This window comes from Streptomyces sp. NPDC087901, from assembly GCF_044742205.1.
Taxonomy (GTDB): Bacteria; Actinomycetota; Actinomycetes; order Streptomycetales; family Streptomycetaceae; genus Streptomyces.
This window is the reverse complement of sequence record NZ_JBIUUC010000005.1, coordinates 664564-680699: the sequence shown is the minus strand read 5'-3', so window position 1 is coordinate 680699 and position 16136 is coordinate 664564. Positions and strand designations below refer to the sequence as shown.

Sequence of the window (16136 nt, the reverse complement as noted above, 5' to 3'; positions counted from 1 at the left end):
AAGAGCACTGCTCTCGTTATTGGTCGGTGCTCCCATTTCGTGGCAGACTGACGACTATGAGCGCTATCCGGGGAGCCAGGGAACGGGCCCGCATCGAGGTCACCGCCGCCATCAAGGACGAGGCGAGGAAACATCTCGCGGCCGAAGGCGCGGCGAAACTCTCGCTGCGCGCCGTGGCACGCGAGCTCGGCATGGTGTCCTCGGCGCTCTACCGCTACTTCCCCAGCCGTGACGAGCTGCTCACCGCCTTGATCATCGATGCGTACGACTCCGTCGGCGAGGCCGCCGAGCGCGCCCACCGGACAGCGATGAAAGCGGCGACAGAGGCTCCCGCCCCCGCCCGGACCGCCGCTGCGAGGACTCCCGCCCCCGCCCGGACCGCCGCTGCGAAAGCCCCCGCCCGGACCGCCGTCCATCTGACCCGCTGGGTCGCGGTCGCGTGCGCCGTACGGGACTGGGCCCTGGCGCACCCCCATGAGTACGCGCTCATCTACGGATCGCCCGTGCCCGGCTACACCGCGCCTCAGGACACCGTCGGTCCCGCCTCCCGGGTCGGCCTCGTCCTTATCGCCGTCGTCGAAGACGCGTACCGCGCGGAGGGGCTCGCACTGCCGCCGCTCTCCGAAGAGCTGCGCCCCGAGGCCGAACGGCTTGCCGCGGACATCGCCCCGGGGCTTCCGCCGGCGGCGGCAGTGCCGCTCGTCGCCGCGTGGTCCCAGCTCTTCGGACTGCTGTCGTTCGAGATCTTCGGCCAGTTCAACCGCGTGGTGGAGGCCCGCGAGGTCTTCTTCCGGCAGGCCGTGACGGAGCTCGCCCGTACGGTCGGCCTGCTCGGCGAGCGCCGCTGAGGGGCTTTCGGCTGCGGCGAGCGCCGCTGAGGGGCTTTCGTCTGGATCGTGCCGGACTCCGCGAGCCCGGCACGATCCAGACGAAAGACCCTGGGTTCGGGGCCGCCGAGGAGGCCGACGGCCCCGTTCGCCGTACTCCCAGGGGAGTACGGGTGATCACCACGCCCGGCGGACGCCCGGGCGCGGGTGCGCGGTCTAGCGTGGCCGCCATGGAAGAGCAGCGCGTACGGACCGGCGGCGGTCCCCCCGGGAATCAGGGCGGAACGTCGCGTCGACCGCCCTGGATGCGCGGCGGGCCGGATGGCCGGACGGCCGGCCCGCAGGGCCCGTGGGGCTTCTGGAACAACGGCGAGCCACCGCGCTGGCTGACGGGCACGCAGGGCCGTTCCGCCGGCCGGCTGCCCTGGGCGTCCACGATCCTGCTCGGCGTCGTCGTCATGGTCGGCTCGACCGTCGCAGCGCACGGCCAGCTGGATGAGAGGGCCCCGCTCGACCTCTTTGCCCGGCTGCTGCTGATCGCCGCCGTGGCGGTACTGCTGTTCCGCCACCGCCACCCTGTCGCGGCCGTCTTCGGGGCCTCGGCCGCGGCGACGCTCTATCTCGGCGCCGGTTACCCGTACGGACCGGTCTTCCTGGCCGTCGCCGTGGGCTGTTTCAGTGCCGTCGTCGCCGGACACCGGCGGGCCGCGTGGGCGGCGGTCGCCATGGTGTGGGTGGGCCACCTCCTGGTGGGGCACTGGCTCTACCGGTGGCTGCCTCCCGACGGCGACGCCGCGGCGCCCTGGGGGCAGGAAGTGGGCGTCGCCGCCTGGGTGGTGGCCATCGTCGCGGCCGCCGAGTTCGTCCGCGTACGCCGTGAGCAGTGGGCCGCACAGCGGGCCGAGCGGGAACGCGCGGAGAAGCGGCGGGCCGACGAGGAGAGGTTGCGGATGGCCCGTGAGCTCCATGACGTCCTCGCGCACAGCATCTCCGTCATCAACGTCCAGGCGGGTGTCGGACTGGCCCTGCTCGACACCGATCCCGAGCAGGCCCGTACGGCGCTCACCACCATCAAGGCCGCCAGCAAGGAGGCGCTCGGCGAGGTGCGACAGGTCCTGGATACCCTCCGTGCGCCGGGTGACGCGCCCAGGGCGCCGGCCCCCGGACTCGACCGGCTTCCCGAGCTGGTCGATCAGGCCGCGAGCACCGGACTGACCGTCACCGTCGGTACGGACGGCGTACGCGGAGCCGTACCGCCCGGCGCCGACCTGGCCGCGTTCCGGATCATCCAGGAGGCGCTGACCAATGTGGTGCGGCACTCCGGTTCGCGTACCGCGGAGGTCCGGGTCGGATACGGGCCGGACCGCATCACGCTCCATATCGACGACGAGGGTCCTGCCACCGGCACGGACGCCGGCGGCAGCGGCAACGGGCTGGCCGGGATGCGGGAGAGGGCGGCGGCCCTGGGTGGCACGATCGAGGCGGGGACCAGGCCCGGCGGCGGCTTCCGGGTACGAGCCGAACTTCCGCTGCCGGCCGACGGTTCGGGCCGGCCGGCGCACCAGAAGGAGACTCCGTGATTCGCGTACTGCTCGCCGATGACCAGCTGCTGGTCCGGGCGGGATTCCGGGCCCTGCTGGACGCCCAGCCGGACATCGAGGTGGCGGGCGAGGCCGCCGACGGCGAGGAGGCCGTCCGCCTGGTGCGTGAACTGCGGCCGGACGCCGTACTGATGGACATCCGCATGCCGCGCCTCGACGGACTCGCCGCGACCCGCACGATCACCCGGGACCCCGCGCTCGACGACGTGAAGGTCGTCATGCTCACCACCTTCGAGCTCGACGAGTACGTCTTCGAGGCGATCCGCTCCGGAGCTTCCGGCTTCCTGGTCAAGGACACCGAGCCGGAGGAGCTGCTGCGGGCCGTCCGGGCGGTGGTCGGCGGTGACGCGCTGCTGTCGCCGGGCGTCACACGCCGCCTGATCGCCGAGTTCGCCGCCCGGTCCAAGGAGCCCGCCGCAGTGACCACGCTGAAGGAACTGACCGACCGGGAGAGGGAGGTGATGGCGCTGGTCGGCATCGGCCTGTCCAACGACGAGATCGCCCGCCGCCTCGTCGTCAGCCCGCTCACCGCCAAGACCCACGTCAGCCGGACCATGGTGAAGCTCGGCGCCCGCGACCGGTCTCAACTGGTCGTGCTGGCCTATGAGTCGGGGCTGGTGCGGCCGGGCTGGCTGGGCTGATCCGGCAGTACGGGGCCGCGCCTGCCGACCTCGCGCTCGGTGTCGCGCCGGCGGAACCGCCACAGCACGTCCACGACGCGGCCGACGAAGACCAGCACCGCCACGGCGGCCGCCGCAACGAGCAGCCCGTGGCCCACACCGTCGCCCGACGCCGGCAGGAGGGCAGGGGCGCAGACCGCGACGAACGCGACCGCCGCCAGCAGGGCTCCGGTCAGCACGGCGAAGCCGATCTCGACGGTCATGGCGTCACGGTCCGCCTGGCTTCTGTGTCCCATGTCCGAAGTGTCACAGGCACGGTGGCGGGCGGACAAGCCCGTCCGTCGCGTGTTCCTGCCGGCTCAGGATCAGGTGACCGAGGAGCGCTCGCGCCACAGCCGCGCAAGGTCGGGGTCGCCCTCCACCGCAAGAGCCGTGAGGGGAAGCCGGTTCCAGAGCGTGAGGTAGAGCTCCTGGGCGGTGGCGCTCAACTCGCAGTCCACGGGCGGCAGTACGGACGGCCCGTCCTCGCGCACGGCTGCCGGGGGCTCGGCGGAGAGCCGTACGGTCCATGCGGTGCCCGTGTCCGTGGCCCGCACACGCAGGGTGCGCGGTACGTCGGTGCGCACCCTGCTCTTCGGGCGGGAGTGGAAGCCGTGCAGCAGCTCGTCGATGCCGTCCACCGCGTGGGCGGACGCCACGGGGGAGAGGGCCCCGCTGTGCGCGGACTCCGCGTCCACCCGGTGGATCGTCGTCTCGTGCGCCTGCCGCCTCGCCCAGAAGGCCAGGGGTGACGGCGCCGCGAAGAAGGCCCAGCACTCCAGGTCCTCCGGTGCGCGCTCCAGCGCCTCCACCAGGAGCCCGTGCCCCGCACGGAACCGGTCGAGCAGCTCGGGCCCGTCCAGGTCCGGCTCCCCGGCGTCGGGGACGTACGAGGTGTGGCCCTCGGTCACGAAGGCGGCCGCCCAGGTGTGCACCATCGCGGTGTGCCTGAGCAGGTCGCGCACCTGCCAGCCCGGACAGGTCGGCACCGGCGCCCCGGTTCCCGCCCTCTCGGCAGCGTCCGCCAGCAAGCGGCCCTCGGCGGCCAGGGATTGTATGTGCTCCGCGATCTTCATGGCAGGGATTGTGCCAGGGGATCAGGCGCCCTGGGGGCGGGGCTGACGGGCCCGGCCGCGGCCGCCGCGCATCAGCCGTACGAACCAGCCCAGCGCGAGCGACTGCACCAGTACGGACGCGACCAGGGCCACGTACACGAACCAGGCCGGGCCCGCCGTCTCCGCGCCCAGCATCGCACTGCCGGCCAAGAAGACGAAGACGGTCGGCGCCGCCAGGAGGAAGAGCCACACCCCGGCGAACGAGGCGTCCTCGTGGGAGACGAACAGCGTGTCCACGGTGACGAGTGCCGTTGTCGCCGCCACCACACCCAGGTAGATCAGCGATGCGGTGTTGCCGAACGTGAGGCGTGCGAGCGTGTGGACGTGCTGCTTGGTCAGGACCGGCTTGTTCATGGCGTGCTCCCCGTGGATGGCCTACGCCCTTACCCCGCGACAGCCGGCGGGAGGGGTCGTTACGTCTCCATCCTCCGGCGGGATAACCGTTCCTGCCTGAGTACGGCTACTCACTCATGGGTGCGCCGCGTTGCGAGCGCCGTATCCCAGCGCCGCGGCGGCCACGGCCAGCAGCGCCACCGTGGTCAGGGCCACGGGCAGGGAGAACCAGTCGGTGAGGAAGCCGATCGCGGGCGGTCCGAGCAGCATGCCGCCGTAGCCGAGCGTCGAGGCCGCGGCCACTCCGCCGGGGCCGGCCAGCTCGCCCGCCCTGCCGACGGCCACCGGGAAGATGTTCGCCAGGCCGAGTCCGGTGACGGCGAACCCGAGAAGGGCGAGCCAGGTCGTCGGGGCGAGCGATCCGAGCAGCATTCCGGCCGCGGCCGTGCCGCCGCCCGCGACCAGGGTGCGGGTCTGCCCGAGCCGTTCGAGCAGTGCCGTGCCGGTGAGCCGGCCCGCCGTCATGGCGAGCGCGAACAGCGAGTATCCCGCTGCCGCCACCCCGGGGTGGGCGTGCAGGTCCTGCTCCAGGTGGAGGGCGCCCCAGTCGGCCAGGGCACCCTCGCCGTACGCGGTGCAGAGCGCGATCACGCCGAACAGGATCACCACACGGCGCGCCCGTCCGCTCAGGCGCTGGGGGCCCGCCTCGCCGTCGGCCGCCGCCGGGGCGGGCTTGAGCGACGGGTAACGCAGCAGGACGGGGCCCGCGAAGGCGGTGACGAGCAGTCCGATCCCGGTCAGGCAGAGCAGATGCGCGGAGGGCGAGAGGCCGCCCGCGACGAGACCGCCCAGTCCGGCGCCGATCATGCCGCCGAGGCTGAACGCGGCGTGGAAGCTGGGCATCACCGGACGCCGCAGAGCGGCGACCAGATCCACCGCCGCGCTGTTCATCGCCACGTTCATGCCGCCGTACGCGGCGCCGAACACGAGCAGCACCAGCCCGAGCGAGAGTGCCGAATGGGTCTGGGCGGGCAGTGCGATGCTGAGCGGCAGCAGGACGCCGCACACCACGGCCACCGGATGGCAGCCGAAACGGCGGCAGAGCCGGCCGGTGAGCATCATGGTGATCACGGCGCCGGCGGACACGCCGAGAAGTGCGAGGCCGAGGGTGGAGGCCGAGGCGCCGGTCTGCTGCTTGATGGCCGGGATGCGGACCACCCAGCCGGCGAAGAGGAACCCGTCGAGGGCGAAGAACACGGTCAGCGCGGTACGGAGGCGTGTCGATGAAGGTGGGGCGGTGTTTCCGCCCGGTCCCCCCGGCAGGGCCGTCCGCAGTTTGTTTAGTTGCGGCACAAACTCAGCATAGGGGCCCGTGGACGACGGGCGCAAGACGGCCGCCCACCCTGCCCGTAAGACGTGACACGGGCGGCGGTTCCACGCCGTGGAGCAGGGCGGCGCGGGCGGGGAGGTGCACGCGGTGGCGTCCGCACCACCTCCGGATCATGGGAGACTCGCCCCCATGAACGGCAAGGGGACCACCACCCGGACGAAGTTGGAGAGGGGCCGCAGCGCGCTCGGGCCCGCGCTTGAGCTGGTCCACACCGGACGCGCGCCCACCCGCGCCGTCCTCACCTCCGAGCTGGGTGTCACCCGTGCCACCGCCGGAGCGGTCGCCGCGGAGCTGGAGGCCCTCGGCCTTATCCAGGTCGACTCCAGCCCCGGCTCGGCCGCCGGCTCGCAGGGCCGGCCCTCGCACCGGCTTGCCGTGCGCGAGTCCGGGCCGGTGGCCCTCGCCGCCCAGGTGCACGCGGACGGATTCCGGGCCGCGCTGGTCGGACTCGGCGGCCGGCTCGTCGCGACCGCCCCGGGCTGCGTCACCATCACGGCCGATCCCGCCCAGGTCATCGGTGAAGTCGTGGACGACTGCGCACGACTGCTGCGCGACAGTGGACTGCGGTGCGTGGGGGCGGGCCTCGCGGTGCCGTCCGCCGTCGCCGAACCGGAGGGCACCGCCCTCAACCCGCTCCACATCGCCTGGCCCGCCGGCGCCCCGGTCCGCGAGATCTTCGCCACATGCGTCCGCGAAGCGGGCATCACCGGACCGGCGTTCACCGGAAACGACGTCAACCTCGCCGCGCTCGCCGAGCACCGTCACGGAGCCGGGCGCGGGGCCCAGCACCTGCTGTGCGTGGCCACCGGCCACCGCGGTGTCGGCGGCGCCCTCGTCCTGGACGGCCGTCTGCACACCGGCAGTTCGGGGCTCGCCCTGGAGGTCGGCCATCTCACCGTCAACCCCGAGGGCCGGCCCTGCCACTGCGGCGGCCGCGGCTGTCTCGACGTCGAAACGGACCCGCTCGCCTTCCTCACCGCGGCCGGGCGCGCGCCCGGCCCCGAGGAGTCGCTGCTCAAGCAGTCCGGGGACCTGCTGCGCAACGAGTACGGCGACGTGGCGGTGCGCAACGCCGCGGAGGAACTGATCGACCGGCTGGGCCTCGGCCTCGCCGGACTCGTCAACATCCTCAACCCGGACCGCATCATCCTCGGCGGCCTGCACCGCTCCCTGCTGGACGCCGACCCGGAACGGCTGCGCGCGGTGGTCGCCGACCGCAGCCTGTGGGGACGCAGCGGCAGCGTGCCGATCCTGCCCTGCACCCTGGACCACAACAGCCTGGTCGGCGCGGCGGAGCTGGCCTGGCAGCCGGTACTGGACGACCCGCTGAGCGCGCTCGCCTGAGGCGGCACGACCCACAGCCGCTCCGGGTACGGCTGCCCGCCCGTCAGACGGCCGGCGCCGTGAACGCGAACGCCCGTGCCGGGTTGGCGACCAGCATGTCCTCCACGATGTCCGCCCCCAGCACCTCGGTCAGTCGTGGGCGCAGCCGGCGCAGCAGATGCGGCATGCCCGGAGTCTCCGGCACGGTGGTGTCACCGCCCAGCAGCAACTGCTCGCCGAACCCGGCCCCGGCCAGCGCCGCTAGTTCCTCGGGCAGCCGCCAGTCCGTCGCATGGTGCGCCCGCGACGGACCGTCGAACGCGAGGAACGCCCCGGCCCGCGCCACCTCCCGCTGGGCCGCTCCGTCGGGCGACCGGCCGAGATGCCCGAGGATCACGCGGCTCGGTGAGACGCCCAACCTGCCGCACAGGAGGTCGAGTACGTCCGGGGCGGCCGTGCCCAGCTCCAGATGGACGGCGATGGGCGCCCCCGTGCGGTGATGTGCCTCGGCGGCCGCCGTCATCGTGAGCCGGGCATGGGAGTCGACCGCGTGGAAGGCGCCGGCGACCTTGATCAGGCCCGCCCGCACCGTCGTGGAGCCGATCCCCACGGTCAGCTCGGAGACGAAAAGCGCGGCGAGATCGTCCCGTATCCGGTCGAGCAGCGCGGCCGGGTAGTGCACGGCCTGGTGCAGCCCCGTCGCCGCCACGACATGCGTACCCGTCGAACGGGACAGCGCGGCCAGCGCATCCGCTCGACGCCCCATGCCGTACGGCGTCCACTGCACCACGGACCGGCCGCCGAACCCGCGGAAGGCCAGCAGCCGTTCGGCCGCCGCCACGGGGTCGTCGAGTTCCTGGCCAGGCAGCACGGGGCTGCGCAGGAAGAGATGGTCATGGGCGTCGCACACGCCGAGCTCGCCTGCGGGGATGTCGCCGAGGACGGTGCGGACGGCAGCTACCACTGGCGTGCCTCCCCAAGCCGCGCACGCTCCGGGACGCTGAGGTGGAGCACCTCGTAACGGTCTCCGGCCTCCTGCGGCGCGGGATGGTCCCAGAGCGTGAAGTGGAGGAGTTCCCAGTGGCGGGGGTCGACGGCCAGTGCCGTGGCGACCGCACCGGCCACCTTCGCGAGCCGCCGGCTCTCCTCCACCGCGGCCCCGAGCGCGTCCGCCGGCGCGGTCGAGGGCGGGACGGGCGAGCGCAGGCGGGTGGCCGAGCGGGGGAGCGTGGCCGACGACGGGCCCTCCTCGTACGACAGGCCGGTCCAGTGCTGCACCTCGGGGCGTCCGAAGTCCTGCACGATGCCCTGGAATCCGGGCCCTCGGAGGAAGGAGTTCATGCCCTCGGGGCCGGTCCAGAGGTAGAGCGGCGCGTACTGGTTGACCGGGGAGTCCCCGCCGCGCTCCCGCATCAGGTACGCCTTGACGCCGAGCCCCGGAAAGGCGTCCATGAGGTGGCCCCGCGTCGCCACCCGGTCGCGGATGATGCCCATGTCGTAGTCGGCGGGCAAGGTGATCTCGTACTGCATCGCGTGCATCGTGGCTCCTCAGGCTTCCGGGTACTCGGGGACGCCGGGGTCGGTGTGCCAGTGGATGGTGGTGCCGTCCTCGGCCGCCTCCACGAGGGCGAGATGGGTCATGAACGTGCGCGGTGCGGCGCCGTGCCAGTGCCACTCGTCCGGCTCGATCCACACGGTGTCGCCCGCCCGGATCGCCTCCACCGGGCCGCCCCTGCGCTGCACGAGGCCTTCGCCCTCGGTGACGTGGAGGACCTGGCCGTGCGGGTGGGTGTGCCAGCCGGTGTGCCCGCCCGGTGCGAAGTGCACACTGAACAACCGCAGCCTGGAGGGCGGTTCGGGGGCCGCCACCTCGTCGAGCCAGACGGTGCCGTTGAAGTGCTCGGCCGGTCCGGACTGCGTGCCGGGACGGTTCCTGGTGATGCGCATGCGCGAAGTACTCCTCGGGGTGGGTGGCGTACGGCAACGGGTCAGGCGGTGTCCGTGCGAGGGGCGAGCAGTGCCAGCAGCCCGCGTGCGGCCGCGTCGAAGGCGTCCGTCGAGCCCGAGGCGCGGGCCAGTACATAGCCGCCCTGCACGGTCGCGAGGACGGTGGCCGCGATGTCGTCGGGCACCAGTGAAGGCACGAACTCACCGTTGTCCAGGCCCTCCTGGACGATCGCGGCGAGCCGGCCGCGGAGCCAGGCGATCGTCTCGTCGACGGGCGCACGCAGCTCGTCGTTCGCGATGACCTCCGGGTCCATCGTCAGTCGCCCGACCGGGCAGCCGCGCAGCACATCGCGCTCACGCAGCAGATAGCCCGAGATCCGCTCGTACGCCGAACCCGGCGCGTCGAGCACGCTGCCCGCCGTGGCACGCAACTCCTCGGCGGTGCGGCGGATGGCCGCGAGGGCCAGATCGGGCTTGCCGGTGAAGTGGTGGTACATGCTGCCCTGGCCCGCGCCCGCATGCTGCTGGATGGCCTTGGGGCTGGTGCCCACATAGCCGCGCTCCCACAGGAGCTCCCGGGTGGCTTCGATCAGACGGTCCGAAGTGCTCATGCACTCACTGTACATACCAGTAGGTACAGAATCCAGGTTTCCCGATCACGCAGGACGGGAGCAGCCGCGGGACCGCCGTCTACTCCCGGTGGGGTACGCGCACGGCCGCTGGCCGTACGACGACGCGGGCCCCCCTGCGGAGACAGGCTCGGTGATGAAAGAGAAACGTGCATCCGAACCGTGAACCGAGGAGCTGACCGAGATGAACACCCTCGCCTTCGACGGCGGACCCGGACCGTGGGTCCTCCTGTTCCCGCTCGTCTGGGCAGCCGTCGTCATCACCGTCGTCACCGTCCTGCGACGCACCGTCCGGCGCGGCCGGCGTGGCCCCTGGGCGCTCCGCGCGGAGCGGAACGGTCCCGCCGAAGCCTCACCGATCACCCTGCTCGGGAGGCGCTTCGCCGCCGGGGAGATCGACGAGGACGAGTACTGGCGCCGGCTCTCCGTCCTCGACGAGCAGTTCGGCACCCTCGGCAAGGGCGGTGCGGCATGACCACCACCGCCCCCGCCACCCCCACCACGACCGCCGCCCGGGTCGCCCGTGCCGTGAAGGTCTACGGCACGGGCGACACCGAGGTCAGGGCCCTGGACGGGGTGAGCGTCGACTTCCCGGCCGGCCGCTTCACCGCGATCATGGGGCCCTCGGGCTCCGGCAAGTCCACCTTGATGCACTGCGCCGCCGGACTCGACACCCTCACCTCAGGTACCGCCTTCATCGGCGACACCGAACTCGGGGCGCTCGACGACCGCAGTCTCACCCTGTTGCGCCGCCGGCGCATCGGATTCGTCTTCCAGGCCTTCAACCTCCTCCCGACGCTCACCGTCGCCGAGAACATCACGCTCCCCATGGACCTGGCGGGGGAGCGGCCCGACCGGGCCCGGCTGGACACGCTCATCGACACCGTCGGACTGCGCGACCGGCTGCACCACCGGCCCAGTGAACTCTCCGGCGGCCAGCAGCAGCGTGCCGCCGTCGCCCGGGCCTTCGCAGGGGATCCGGACGTCGTCTTCGCGGACGAACCCACCGGCAACCTCGACTCGCGCGCCGGCCAGGAAGTGCTCCGGCTGCTCGGCCGCACGGTCCGCCAGACCGGCCGCACCGTCGTCATGGTGACCCACGACCCGGTCGCCGCCGCGCACGCCGACGAAGTCGTCTTCCTCGCCGACGGCAGGCTCGTCGACCGGATGCCGGACCCCACCGCCGAACGCGTACTCGACCGTCTCAAGGCGTTCGACCCGGCACCGAGCAGCCAGGGGGAGTCATGACCACCACCCGTGCAGCCGTGCGCATCGGCCTCTCCTCGCTCCGCACCCACCGGCGCCGCTTCGTCGGCACCCTGACCGCCGTGCTGCTCGGCGTCGCCTTCCTCGCCGGCACGCTCGTCATGGGGGACACCCTGCGCGCGAGCTTCGACACGATGTTCGGCAACGCGGCGAGCGGCACGGACGCCGTCGTCCGCAGCACCAACGTCGTCACCGTCTCCGGCGAGTCGGAGGGCACCCGCCGGCCCGTGTCCACCGGCCTCGTCCAGCGCATCGACAAGCTGCCCCAGGTCGCCGCTGCCGCCCCCGACATCCAGGGAGCCGGCCAGCTGCTCGGTGCCGACGGCACACCCATCGGCGGCCAGGGACCGCCCACCCTCGCCGGGAACTGGATCGACGACCCGAAGCTCAACCCCTACCGGCTCGCCGAGGGACACGCCCCCTCCGCACCCGGCGAGGTCGTCGTGAACCGCGGCACCGCCGACAAGGGCGGGCTGAAGATCGGGGACACGACCGTCCTGCGCACCCCCGACCCGGTCCGTGTCACCGTCGTCGGCCTGGCCACCTTCGGTGGCGAGGACGGCATGGCGCAGGTGACGTACACCGGAATGACGCTCGCCGACGCCGAGAAGCACCTCACCCCGAAGCCCGGCCGGGCATCGAGCATTCAGGTGCGGGCCGGACCCGGCATCAGCCAGCAGGAACTCGTCGACGCACTGCGGCCCGTGCTGCCGCCCGACACCGAGGCCGTCACCGGACAGGCATCGGCCGCCGAGAACCAGGACATGATCTCCGGCGCCTTCCTGAGCCTGTTCACCACCCTGCTGCTGGTGTTCTCCGGCATCGTGCTGCTGGTCGCGACCTTCTCCATCCACAACACCTTCGCCATCGTCGTCGCCCAGCGCACCCGGGAGAACGCCCTGCTGCGCGCGCTCGGCGCCTCCCGTCGGCAGATCCTCGGATCGACCCTGACCGAGGCGGGCATCGTCGGCGTGATCGCTTCCGCGGCCGGTCTGGCCGGAGGCATCGGGATCGCCGCCGGACTCCAGGCGCTCTTCCCCGCGATCGGATTCCCGTTCCCCGACGGCTCCCTCGTCATCAGCGGTCTGTCGATGCTGCTGCCGCTCACCGTCGGCGTGGTCGTCTGCGTCGGCTCCGCGCTGGTGCCCGCCCTCCACGCCGCACGCACCGCACCCCTGGCCGCCCTGCGCGAGACCGCCGTCGACGACTCGGCCGCCTCCCGGACCCGTGCCGTCACCGGGCTCGCGCTGCTGCTCGCCGCGGTCGGGGTGATCCTGACGGGCGCCCTGGCCGACCCGTCCGTCTGGCTGTCGGCCGTCGGCGCGGTACTGGCCCTCGCCGCCTTCGTCGTGCTCGGCCCGGTCGCCTCCTCCTGCGCCGTACGGATTCTCGGCGCGCCGCTCGGCCGACTGCGCGGCTCCACGGGGCACCTGGCCCGGCGCAACGCGCTGCGCAGCCCGAAGCGGACCGCGTCGACCGCGACCGCCCTGATGATCGGCGTCGCGGTCGTCTCGCTGTTCACGGTGTTCGGCGCCTCGCTGAAGGCCACCATGAACCAGACCGTCGACCGGTCGTTCGCCGGTGACGTGGCCATCAGCGCACCGGCTTTCGGCGCGGGCGGCAGCGGTCTCAGCCCCCGCCTCGCGCCGGCCGTCGACCGGCTCCCCGACGTGGCCACCGCGGTCGGCCTCGGCAAGGGCGTCGCGGAGGTCAACGGCTCCGGACGCGCCCTCACCGTGACCGACCCGGCAGCGCTGGCCACGGTCTTCGACCTCGGCCGGATCGACGGGTCGATGAAGACGCTGGGTGCGAACGGCCTCGCGGTCTCGGACACCGAGGCGGGCAAGCGCGGACTGCACACGGGCTCCACCGCACGGCTCACCTTCACCGACGGCAAGCAGCGGACCTTCACCGTCCGGGCCGTGTACGGACAGTCCGAGCTGGCCGGTGACTACGTCATCACCCGCCAGGCCTGGGCCCCGCACCGCGGCCAGGACTCCGACTCGCTGATTGCCGTCTCCTTCAAGGACGGGGTGTCCACGGCCGACGGCAAGGCCGCGGTCGAGGAGGCCGCCGCCGCGTACGGCAACCCGGACGTGCAGACCCGCGGTGAGTACGCGCAGTCCTCGGCGGGCGGCATCGACATGATGCTCACGCTGGTCTACGCGCTGCTGGCCCTGGCGGTACTGATCGCACTGCTCGGCATCGCCAACACGCTGACCCTGGCGATCCATGAACGCACCAGGGAACTGGGCCTGTTGCGGGCGGTCGGACAGACAAGGAAGCAGCTGCGCGCCATGGTCCGCTGGGAATCGGTCCTGGTCGCCGCGTTCGGCACGGCCGGCGGTCTGCTGCTGGGCGGCTTCCTCGGCTGGGTGCTGGTCAAGGCTTCCGAAGGGACGGGCGACACCGTGTTCGCCTTCGCACTCCCGCCGATGCGGCTGCTCGTGGTCGCCCTGGTGGGCATCGCGGCGGGCGCACTGGCCGGCTGGCAGCCGGCCCGGCGGGCGGCGCGGCTGGACGTGCTCCGCGCCATCGCCACCGACTAGGCCAACGGGTACGGGTACGCGTACGGCAGGAGTGGGGCACCCCGTAAGGGGCACCCCACTCCTGCCGCGTCAGCCGATGACGACCGACCGTGCCACGGAGGGCGACACGCTTTCGGGCGCCGTGACGCCGCTCAGTTCGAACGGTCCGTCGGTCGTCGCCCCGTACAGCGCATGCGGCGGCTGCGTGGCGAACAGGGAGGGTGTGGGAAGGGTGAACCAGACCACCTTCCCCGCTCCGCCCCTGGGGCGGACGCCCCAGCTCTCGCTGACCGCGGCGATCAGTGCGAGTCCGCGCCCCGACGTACTGGAGTCACTGGCCTCGCGCACGGTCGGCAGCCGTGGGTCGTGGTCATGGACGGACACCGTCAGCCGTTCGAGAAGCAACTCGACCTCGACGGTGCATGATTTGTCCGGCTGTGCATGCCGGTGGACATTGGTCAGCAGTTCTGTGACGCCGAGCGCTGCCTGGTCGATCAAAGGATCGAGGTGCCAGTAGCGCAATTGCGCCGAGATGATTCTGCGGACCTGACCGATCCGCGACGGCAGGGCCTGGAGCTCCACCGTGCAGTGCCTGCTTGGCTCGCTGATCACGGCTGCGACTCCCCGAAGTAGGTCCGGAAGAAGACGAAGGAACGGATCCAGCGGATGGCTGGCTGCTGATACTGGCCGACGGCCCGGATCGCAGTGTCACCGCTGGTGAACCATGAGTGACGCGTCTCCAATGTCGCCCAGCCGTCACGGCTCCGCAACTCGCGGTGTCTCCGTGGCGCCGCTCCGTCAGCCCCGCAGTCCCCCCGCCCTGCGCACGGCTTCGAGGAAGCGGCGAGCGGGGGCGGTGTCATCGGGCTTGCCACGGCGTCGCGGCATCGTCAGCCGGTACCGCGTCCCGTTGACCCGCGCCACCGTCGCGTCCTCGCCCGCGAACCACGGTCTGCCCGCGCTCACCGTCCCCACCGGCGCACTGTCGATCTCCCGGCCGTAACTGGTGAGCAGGGCCACCCTGCCGTCCTTGACGGTGACCTGACCGGCCCGGGTGAGCGAGCGCGCCCACCGGTCGATGCGTACGCCCGTCTCACTGAACTCCGTTTCGTGCACGGTCCCTTCGCCCCCTCCGATTGCACCCCTGAGAGGAAGTGTGCACATCCGGAAGCGTGTGCACCAGGGCGGAACGGGACGCAAGTATCCATTCCCGACGCATTGGTCCGCCGGTACGGCCCGCAGCACCAAGGCAGTGCTATGGAGTATCAAAGTCAACGTTTGCCCAGGTAGGGGGCATATCGTGGGCTCGCCGAGACCGGTCGTACGAGGAGAAGCGCGCTGATGGGCACGAGTGAGCACAGGCACGACGGCGAAGCCGTGGCGACCGTCGACATCGACCGCACCGACCTGGCGTACCGCGCCTGGCTCAAGGAGGCCGTCCGCAAGGTCCAGGCCGACGCCAACCGCTCCGCCGACACCCATCTGCTGCGATTCCCGCTGCCCGAGAGCTGGGGCATCGACCTCTACCTCAAGGACGAGTCGACGCACCCCACCGGCAGCCTCAAGCACCGGCTGGCACGGTCACTGTTCCTCTACGGACTCTGTAACGGCTGGATCCGTCCGGGCAAGCCGGTGATCGAGGCGTCGAGCGGTTCGACCGCCGTGTCGGAGGCGTACTTCGCGAAGCTGATCGGCGTCCCGTTCATCGCCGTCATGCCCCGCACCACCAGTCCCGAGAAGTGCCGGCTCATCGAATTCCACGGTGGCCGCTGCCACTTCGTCGACGACTCGCGCAAGCTCTACGAGGAGTCCGCCGGGCTCGCCGCGGAGACCGGCGGTCACTACATGGACCAGTTCACCTACGCCGAGCGGGCCACGGACTGGCGGGGCAACAACAACATCGCGGAGTCCATCTACCAGCAGCTCAGGCTGGAGCGGTACCCCGAGCCCGCCTGGATCGTCGCCACAGCGGGCACGGGTGGCACCTCGGCCACCATCGCGCGGTACGTGCACTACATGCAGCACGACACCCGCATCTGCGTACCCGACCCGGAGAACTCCTGCTTCTTCGACGGCTGGACGCACCACAACCCCCACGCGACGAGCGACTGCGGATCCCGCATCGAGGGCATCGGCAGACCACGGATGGAACCGAGCTTCGTCCCGGGTGCCATCGACCGGATGATGAAGGTCCCGGACGCGGCCAGCGTCGCCGCCGTACGTGCCCTGGAACGGTCCATCGGCCGCAAGGCGGGCGGCTCCACCGGCACCGGGCTGTGGAGCGCCTTCAAGCTGGTCGCCGAGATGGTCGCGCAGGGCCGTACCGGCAGCATCGTCACCCTGATCTGCGACCCGGGCGACCGCTACCTCGACAAGTACTACTCCGACACCTGGCTGGCCGCCCAGGGCCTCGACATCGCCCCGTACACCCGGACGATCGAACGCTTCCTGGCCACCGGCAACTGGCCGGGACAGGAGGGGAGTCCGGCCTGACCGCGCTACCCCGCAGCGATACGCC

Annotated in this window: 18 protein-coding genes; 8 read left to right on the top strand and 10 right to left on the bottom strand. The window is 72.1% G+C overall.

The window, feature by feature from the left end; genetic code table 11:
• The first annotated feature begins 56 nt into the window (after window positions 1-56).
• The 3 genes from ACIOEW_RS20150 to ACIOEW_RS20140 all read left to right on the top strand — a co-directional run bounded on the left by ACIOEW_RS20150 (window position 57) and on the right by ACIOEW_RS20140 (window position 3069).
• A complete protein-coding gene (locus ACIOEW_RS20150) occupies window positions 57-848 on the top strand; it encodes a TetR/AcrR family transcriptional regulator (protein WP_401964947.1) in 792 nt (263 codons plus the stop codon).
• A gap of 209 nt (window positions 849-1057) precedes the next feature.
• Entirely contained in the window at window positions 1058-2407 is a 1350-nt protein-coding gene (locus tag ACIOEW_RS20145; protein ID WP_401964945.1) for a sensor histidine kinase, read from the top strand.
• Entirely contained in the window at window positions 2404-3069 is a 666-nt protein-coding gene (locus ACIOEW_RS20140) for a response regulator transcription factor (RefSeq protein WP_362555540.1), read from the top strand. The genes ACIOEW_RS20145 and ACIOEW_RS20140 overlap by 4 nt, the downstream gene beginning before the upstream one ends.
• On the opposite strand, the gene ACIOEW_RS20135 is transcribed toward ACIOEW_RS20140, so the two are convergent.
• The 4 genes from ACIOEW_RS20135 to ACIOEW_RS20120 form a co-directional block, all read right to left on the bottom strand.
• Window positions 3030-3344: a DUF6332 family protein gene (locus ACIOEW_RS20135; protein WP_401964944.1), complete on the bottom strand. Its 315-nt coding sequence runs from the start codon at window positions 3342-3344 to the stop codon at window positions 3030-3032. The two genes, ACIOEW_RS20140 and ACIOEW_RS20135, sit on opposite strands and share 40 nt — an antisense overlap.
• 69 nt (window positions 3345-3413) lie before the next feature.
• A complete protein-coding gene (locus ACIOEW_RS20130; protein WP_401964943.1) occupies window positions 3414-4163 on the bottom strand; it encodes a maleylpyruvate isomerase family mycothiol-dependent enzyme in 750 nt (249 codons plus the stop codon).
• Window positions 4164-4184: 21 nt separating this feature from the next.
• Window positions 4185-4556, bottom strand: coding sequence for an SCO4225 family membrane protein (locus ACIOEW_RS20125; RefSeq protein ID WP_401964941.1), 372 nt, complete (start codon window positions 4554-4556; stop codon window positions 4185-4187).
• 114 nt (window positions 4557-4670) lie between these two features.
• Window positions 4671-5792: an MFS transporter gene (locus ACIOEW_RS20120; RefSeq protein ID WP_401964939.1), complete on the bottom strand. Its 1122-nt coding sequence runs from the start codon at window positions 5790-5792 to the stop codon at window positions 4671-4673.
• Window positions 5793-6054: 262 nt separating this feature from the next.
• Between ACIOEW_RS20120 and ACIOEW_RS20115 the strand changes: the two genes are divergently transcribed.
• Entirely contained in the window at window positions 6055-7269 is a 1215-nt protein-coding gene (locus ACIOEW_RS20115) for an ROK family protein (RefSeq protein WP_362555530.1), read from the top strand.
• Between the two features lie 43 nt (window positions 7270-7312).
• On the opposite strand, the gene ACIOEW_RS20110 is transcribed toward ACIOEW_RS20115, so the two are convergent.
• The 4 genes from ACIOEW_RS20110 to ACIOEW_RS20095 are packed head-to-tail and all read right to left on the bottom strand — an operon-like array spanning window position 7313 to window position 9806.
• Window positions 7313-8212 (bottom strand): phosphotriesterase, encoded by a 900-nt coding sequence (locus tag ACIOEW_RS20110; protein WP_401964938.1) that lies wholly within the window; start codon window positions 8210-8212, stop codon window positions 7313-7315.
• Window positions 8206-8787 (bottom strand): DUF4865 family protein, encoded by a 582-nt coding sequence (locus ACIOEW_RS20105; protein WP_401964936.1) that lies wholly within the window; start codon window positions 8785-8787, stop codon window positions 8206-8208. The genes ACIOEW_RS20110 and ACIOEW_RS20105 overlap by 7 nt, the downstream gene beginning before the upstream one ends.
• Before the next feature lie 9 nt (window positions 8788-8796).
• Entirely contained in the window at window positions 8797-9195 is a 399-nt protein-coding gene (locus tag ACIOEW_RS20100) for a cupin domain-containing protein (RefSeq protein WP_401964935.1), read from the bottom strand.
• Window positions 9196-9236: 41 nt separating this feature from the next.
• Window positions 9237-9806 (bottom strand): TetR/AcrR family transcriptional regulator, encoded by a 570-nt coding sequence (locus tag ACIOEW_RS20095; protein ID WP_401964933.1) that lies wholly within the window; start codon window positions 9804-9806, stop codon window positions 9237-9239.
• Between the two features lie 202 nt (window positions 9807-10008).
• Between ACIOEW_RS20095 and ACIOEW_RS20090 the strand changes: the two genes are divergently transcribed.
• The 3 genes from ACIOEW_RS20090 to ACIOEW_RS20080 are packed head-to-tail and all read left to right on the top strand — an operon-like array spanning window position 10009 to window position 13639.
• A complete protein-coding gene (locus ACIOEW_RS20090) occupies window positions 10009-10299 on the top strand; it encodes an SHOCT domain-containing protein (RefSeq protein WP_362555520.1) in 291 nt (96 codons plus the stop codon).
• Window positions 10296-11072 carry an ABC transporter ATP-binding protein gene (locus ACIOEW_RS20085; RefSeq protein WP_401964932.1) on the top strand — a complete coding sequence of 259 codons (777 nt, stop codon included), beginning with the start codon at window positions 10296-10298 and terminating at the stop codon, window positions 11070-11072. Before ACIOEW_RS20090 ends, ACIOEW_RS20085 begins: the two co-directional genes overlap by 4 nt.
• Window positions 11069-13639 carry an ABC transporter permease gene (locus tag ACIOEW_RS20080; RefSeq protein WP_401964930.1) on the top strand — a complete coding sequence of 857 codons (2571 nt, stop codon included), beginning with the start codon at window positions 11069-11071 and terminating at the stop codon, window positions 13637-13639. Before ACIOEW_RS20085 ends, ACIOEW_RS20080 begins: the two co-directional genes overlap by 4 nt.
• A 69-nt stretch (window positions 13640-13708) precedes the next feature.
• Here ACIOEW_RS20080 and ACIOEW_RS20075 read toward each other — a convergent pair whose 3' ends face one another.
• Both ACIOEW_RS20075 and ACIOEW_RS20070 read right to left on the bottom strand, forming a co-directional pair.
• Complete coding sequence (locus tag ACIOEW_RS20075; protein ID WP_362555514.1) at window positions 13709-14230, bottom strand: ATP-binding protein; 522 nt, start codon at window positions 14228-14230, stop codon at window positions 13709-13711.
• Window positions 14231-14416: 186 nt separating this feature from the next.
• Window positions 14417-14782 (bottom strand): hypothetical protein, encoded by a 366-nt coding sequence (locus tag ACIOEW_RS20070; RefSeq protein ID WP_362555512.1) that lies wholly within the window; start codon window positions 14780-14782, stop codon window positions 14417-14419.
• Between the two features lie 177 nt (window positions 14783-14959).
• Between ACIOEW_RS20070 and ACIOEW_RS20065 the strand changes: the two genes are divergently transcribed.
• The gene (locus ACIOEW_RS20065) at window positions 14960-16111 is read left to right on the top strand and encodes a PLP-dependent cysteine synthase family protein (protein ID WP_362555510.1); all 1152 of its coding nucleotides are present in this window, start codon (window positions 14960-14962) and stop codon (window positions 16109-16111) included.
• The last annotated feature ends 25 nt before the right edge of the window (window positions 16112-16136 follow it).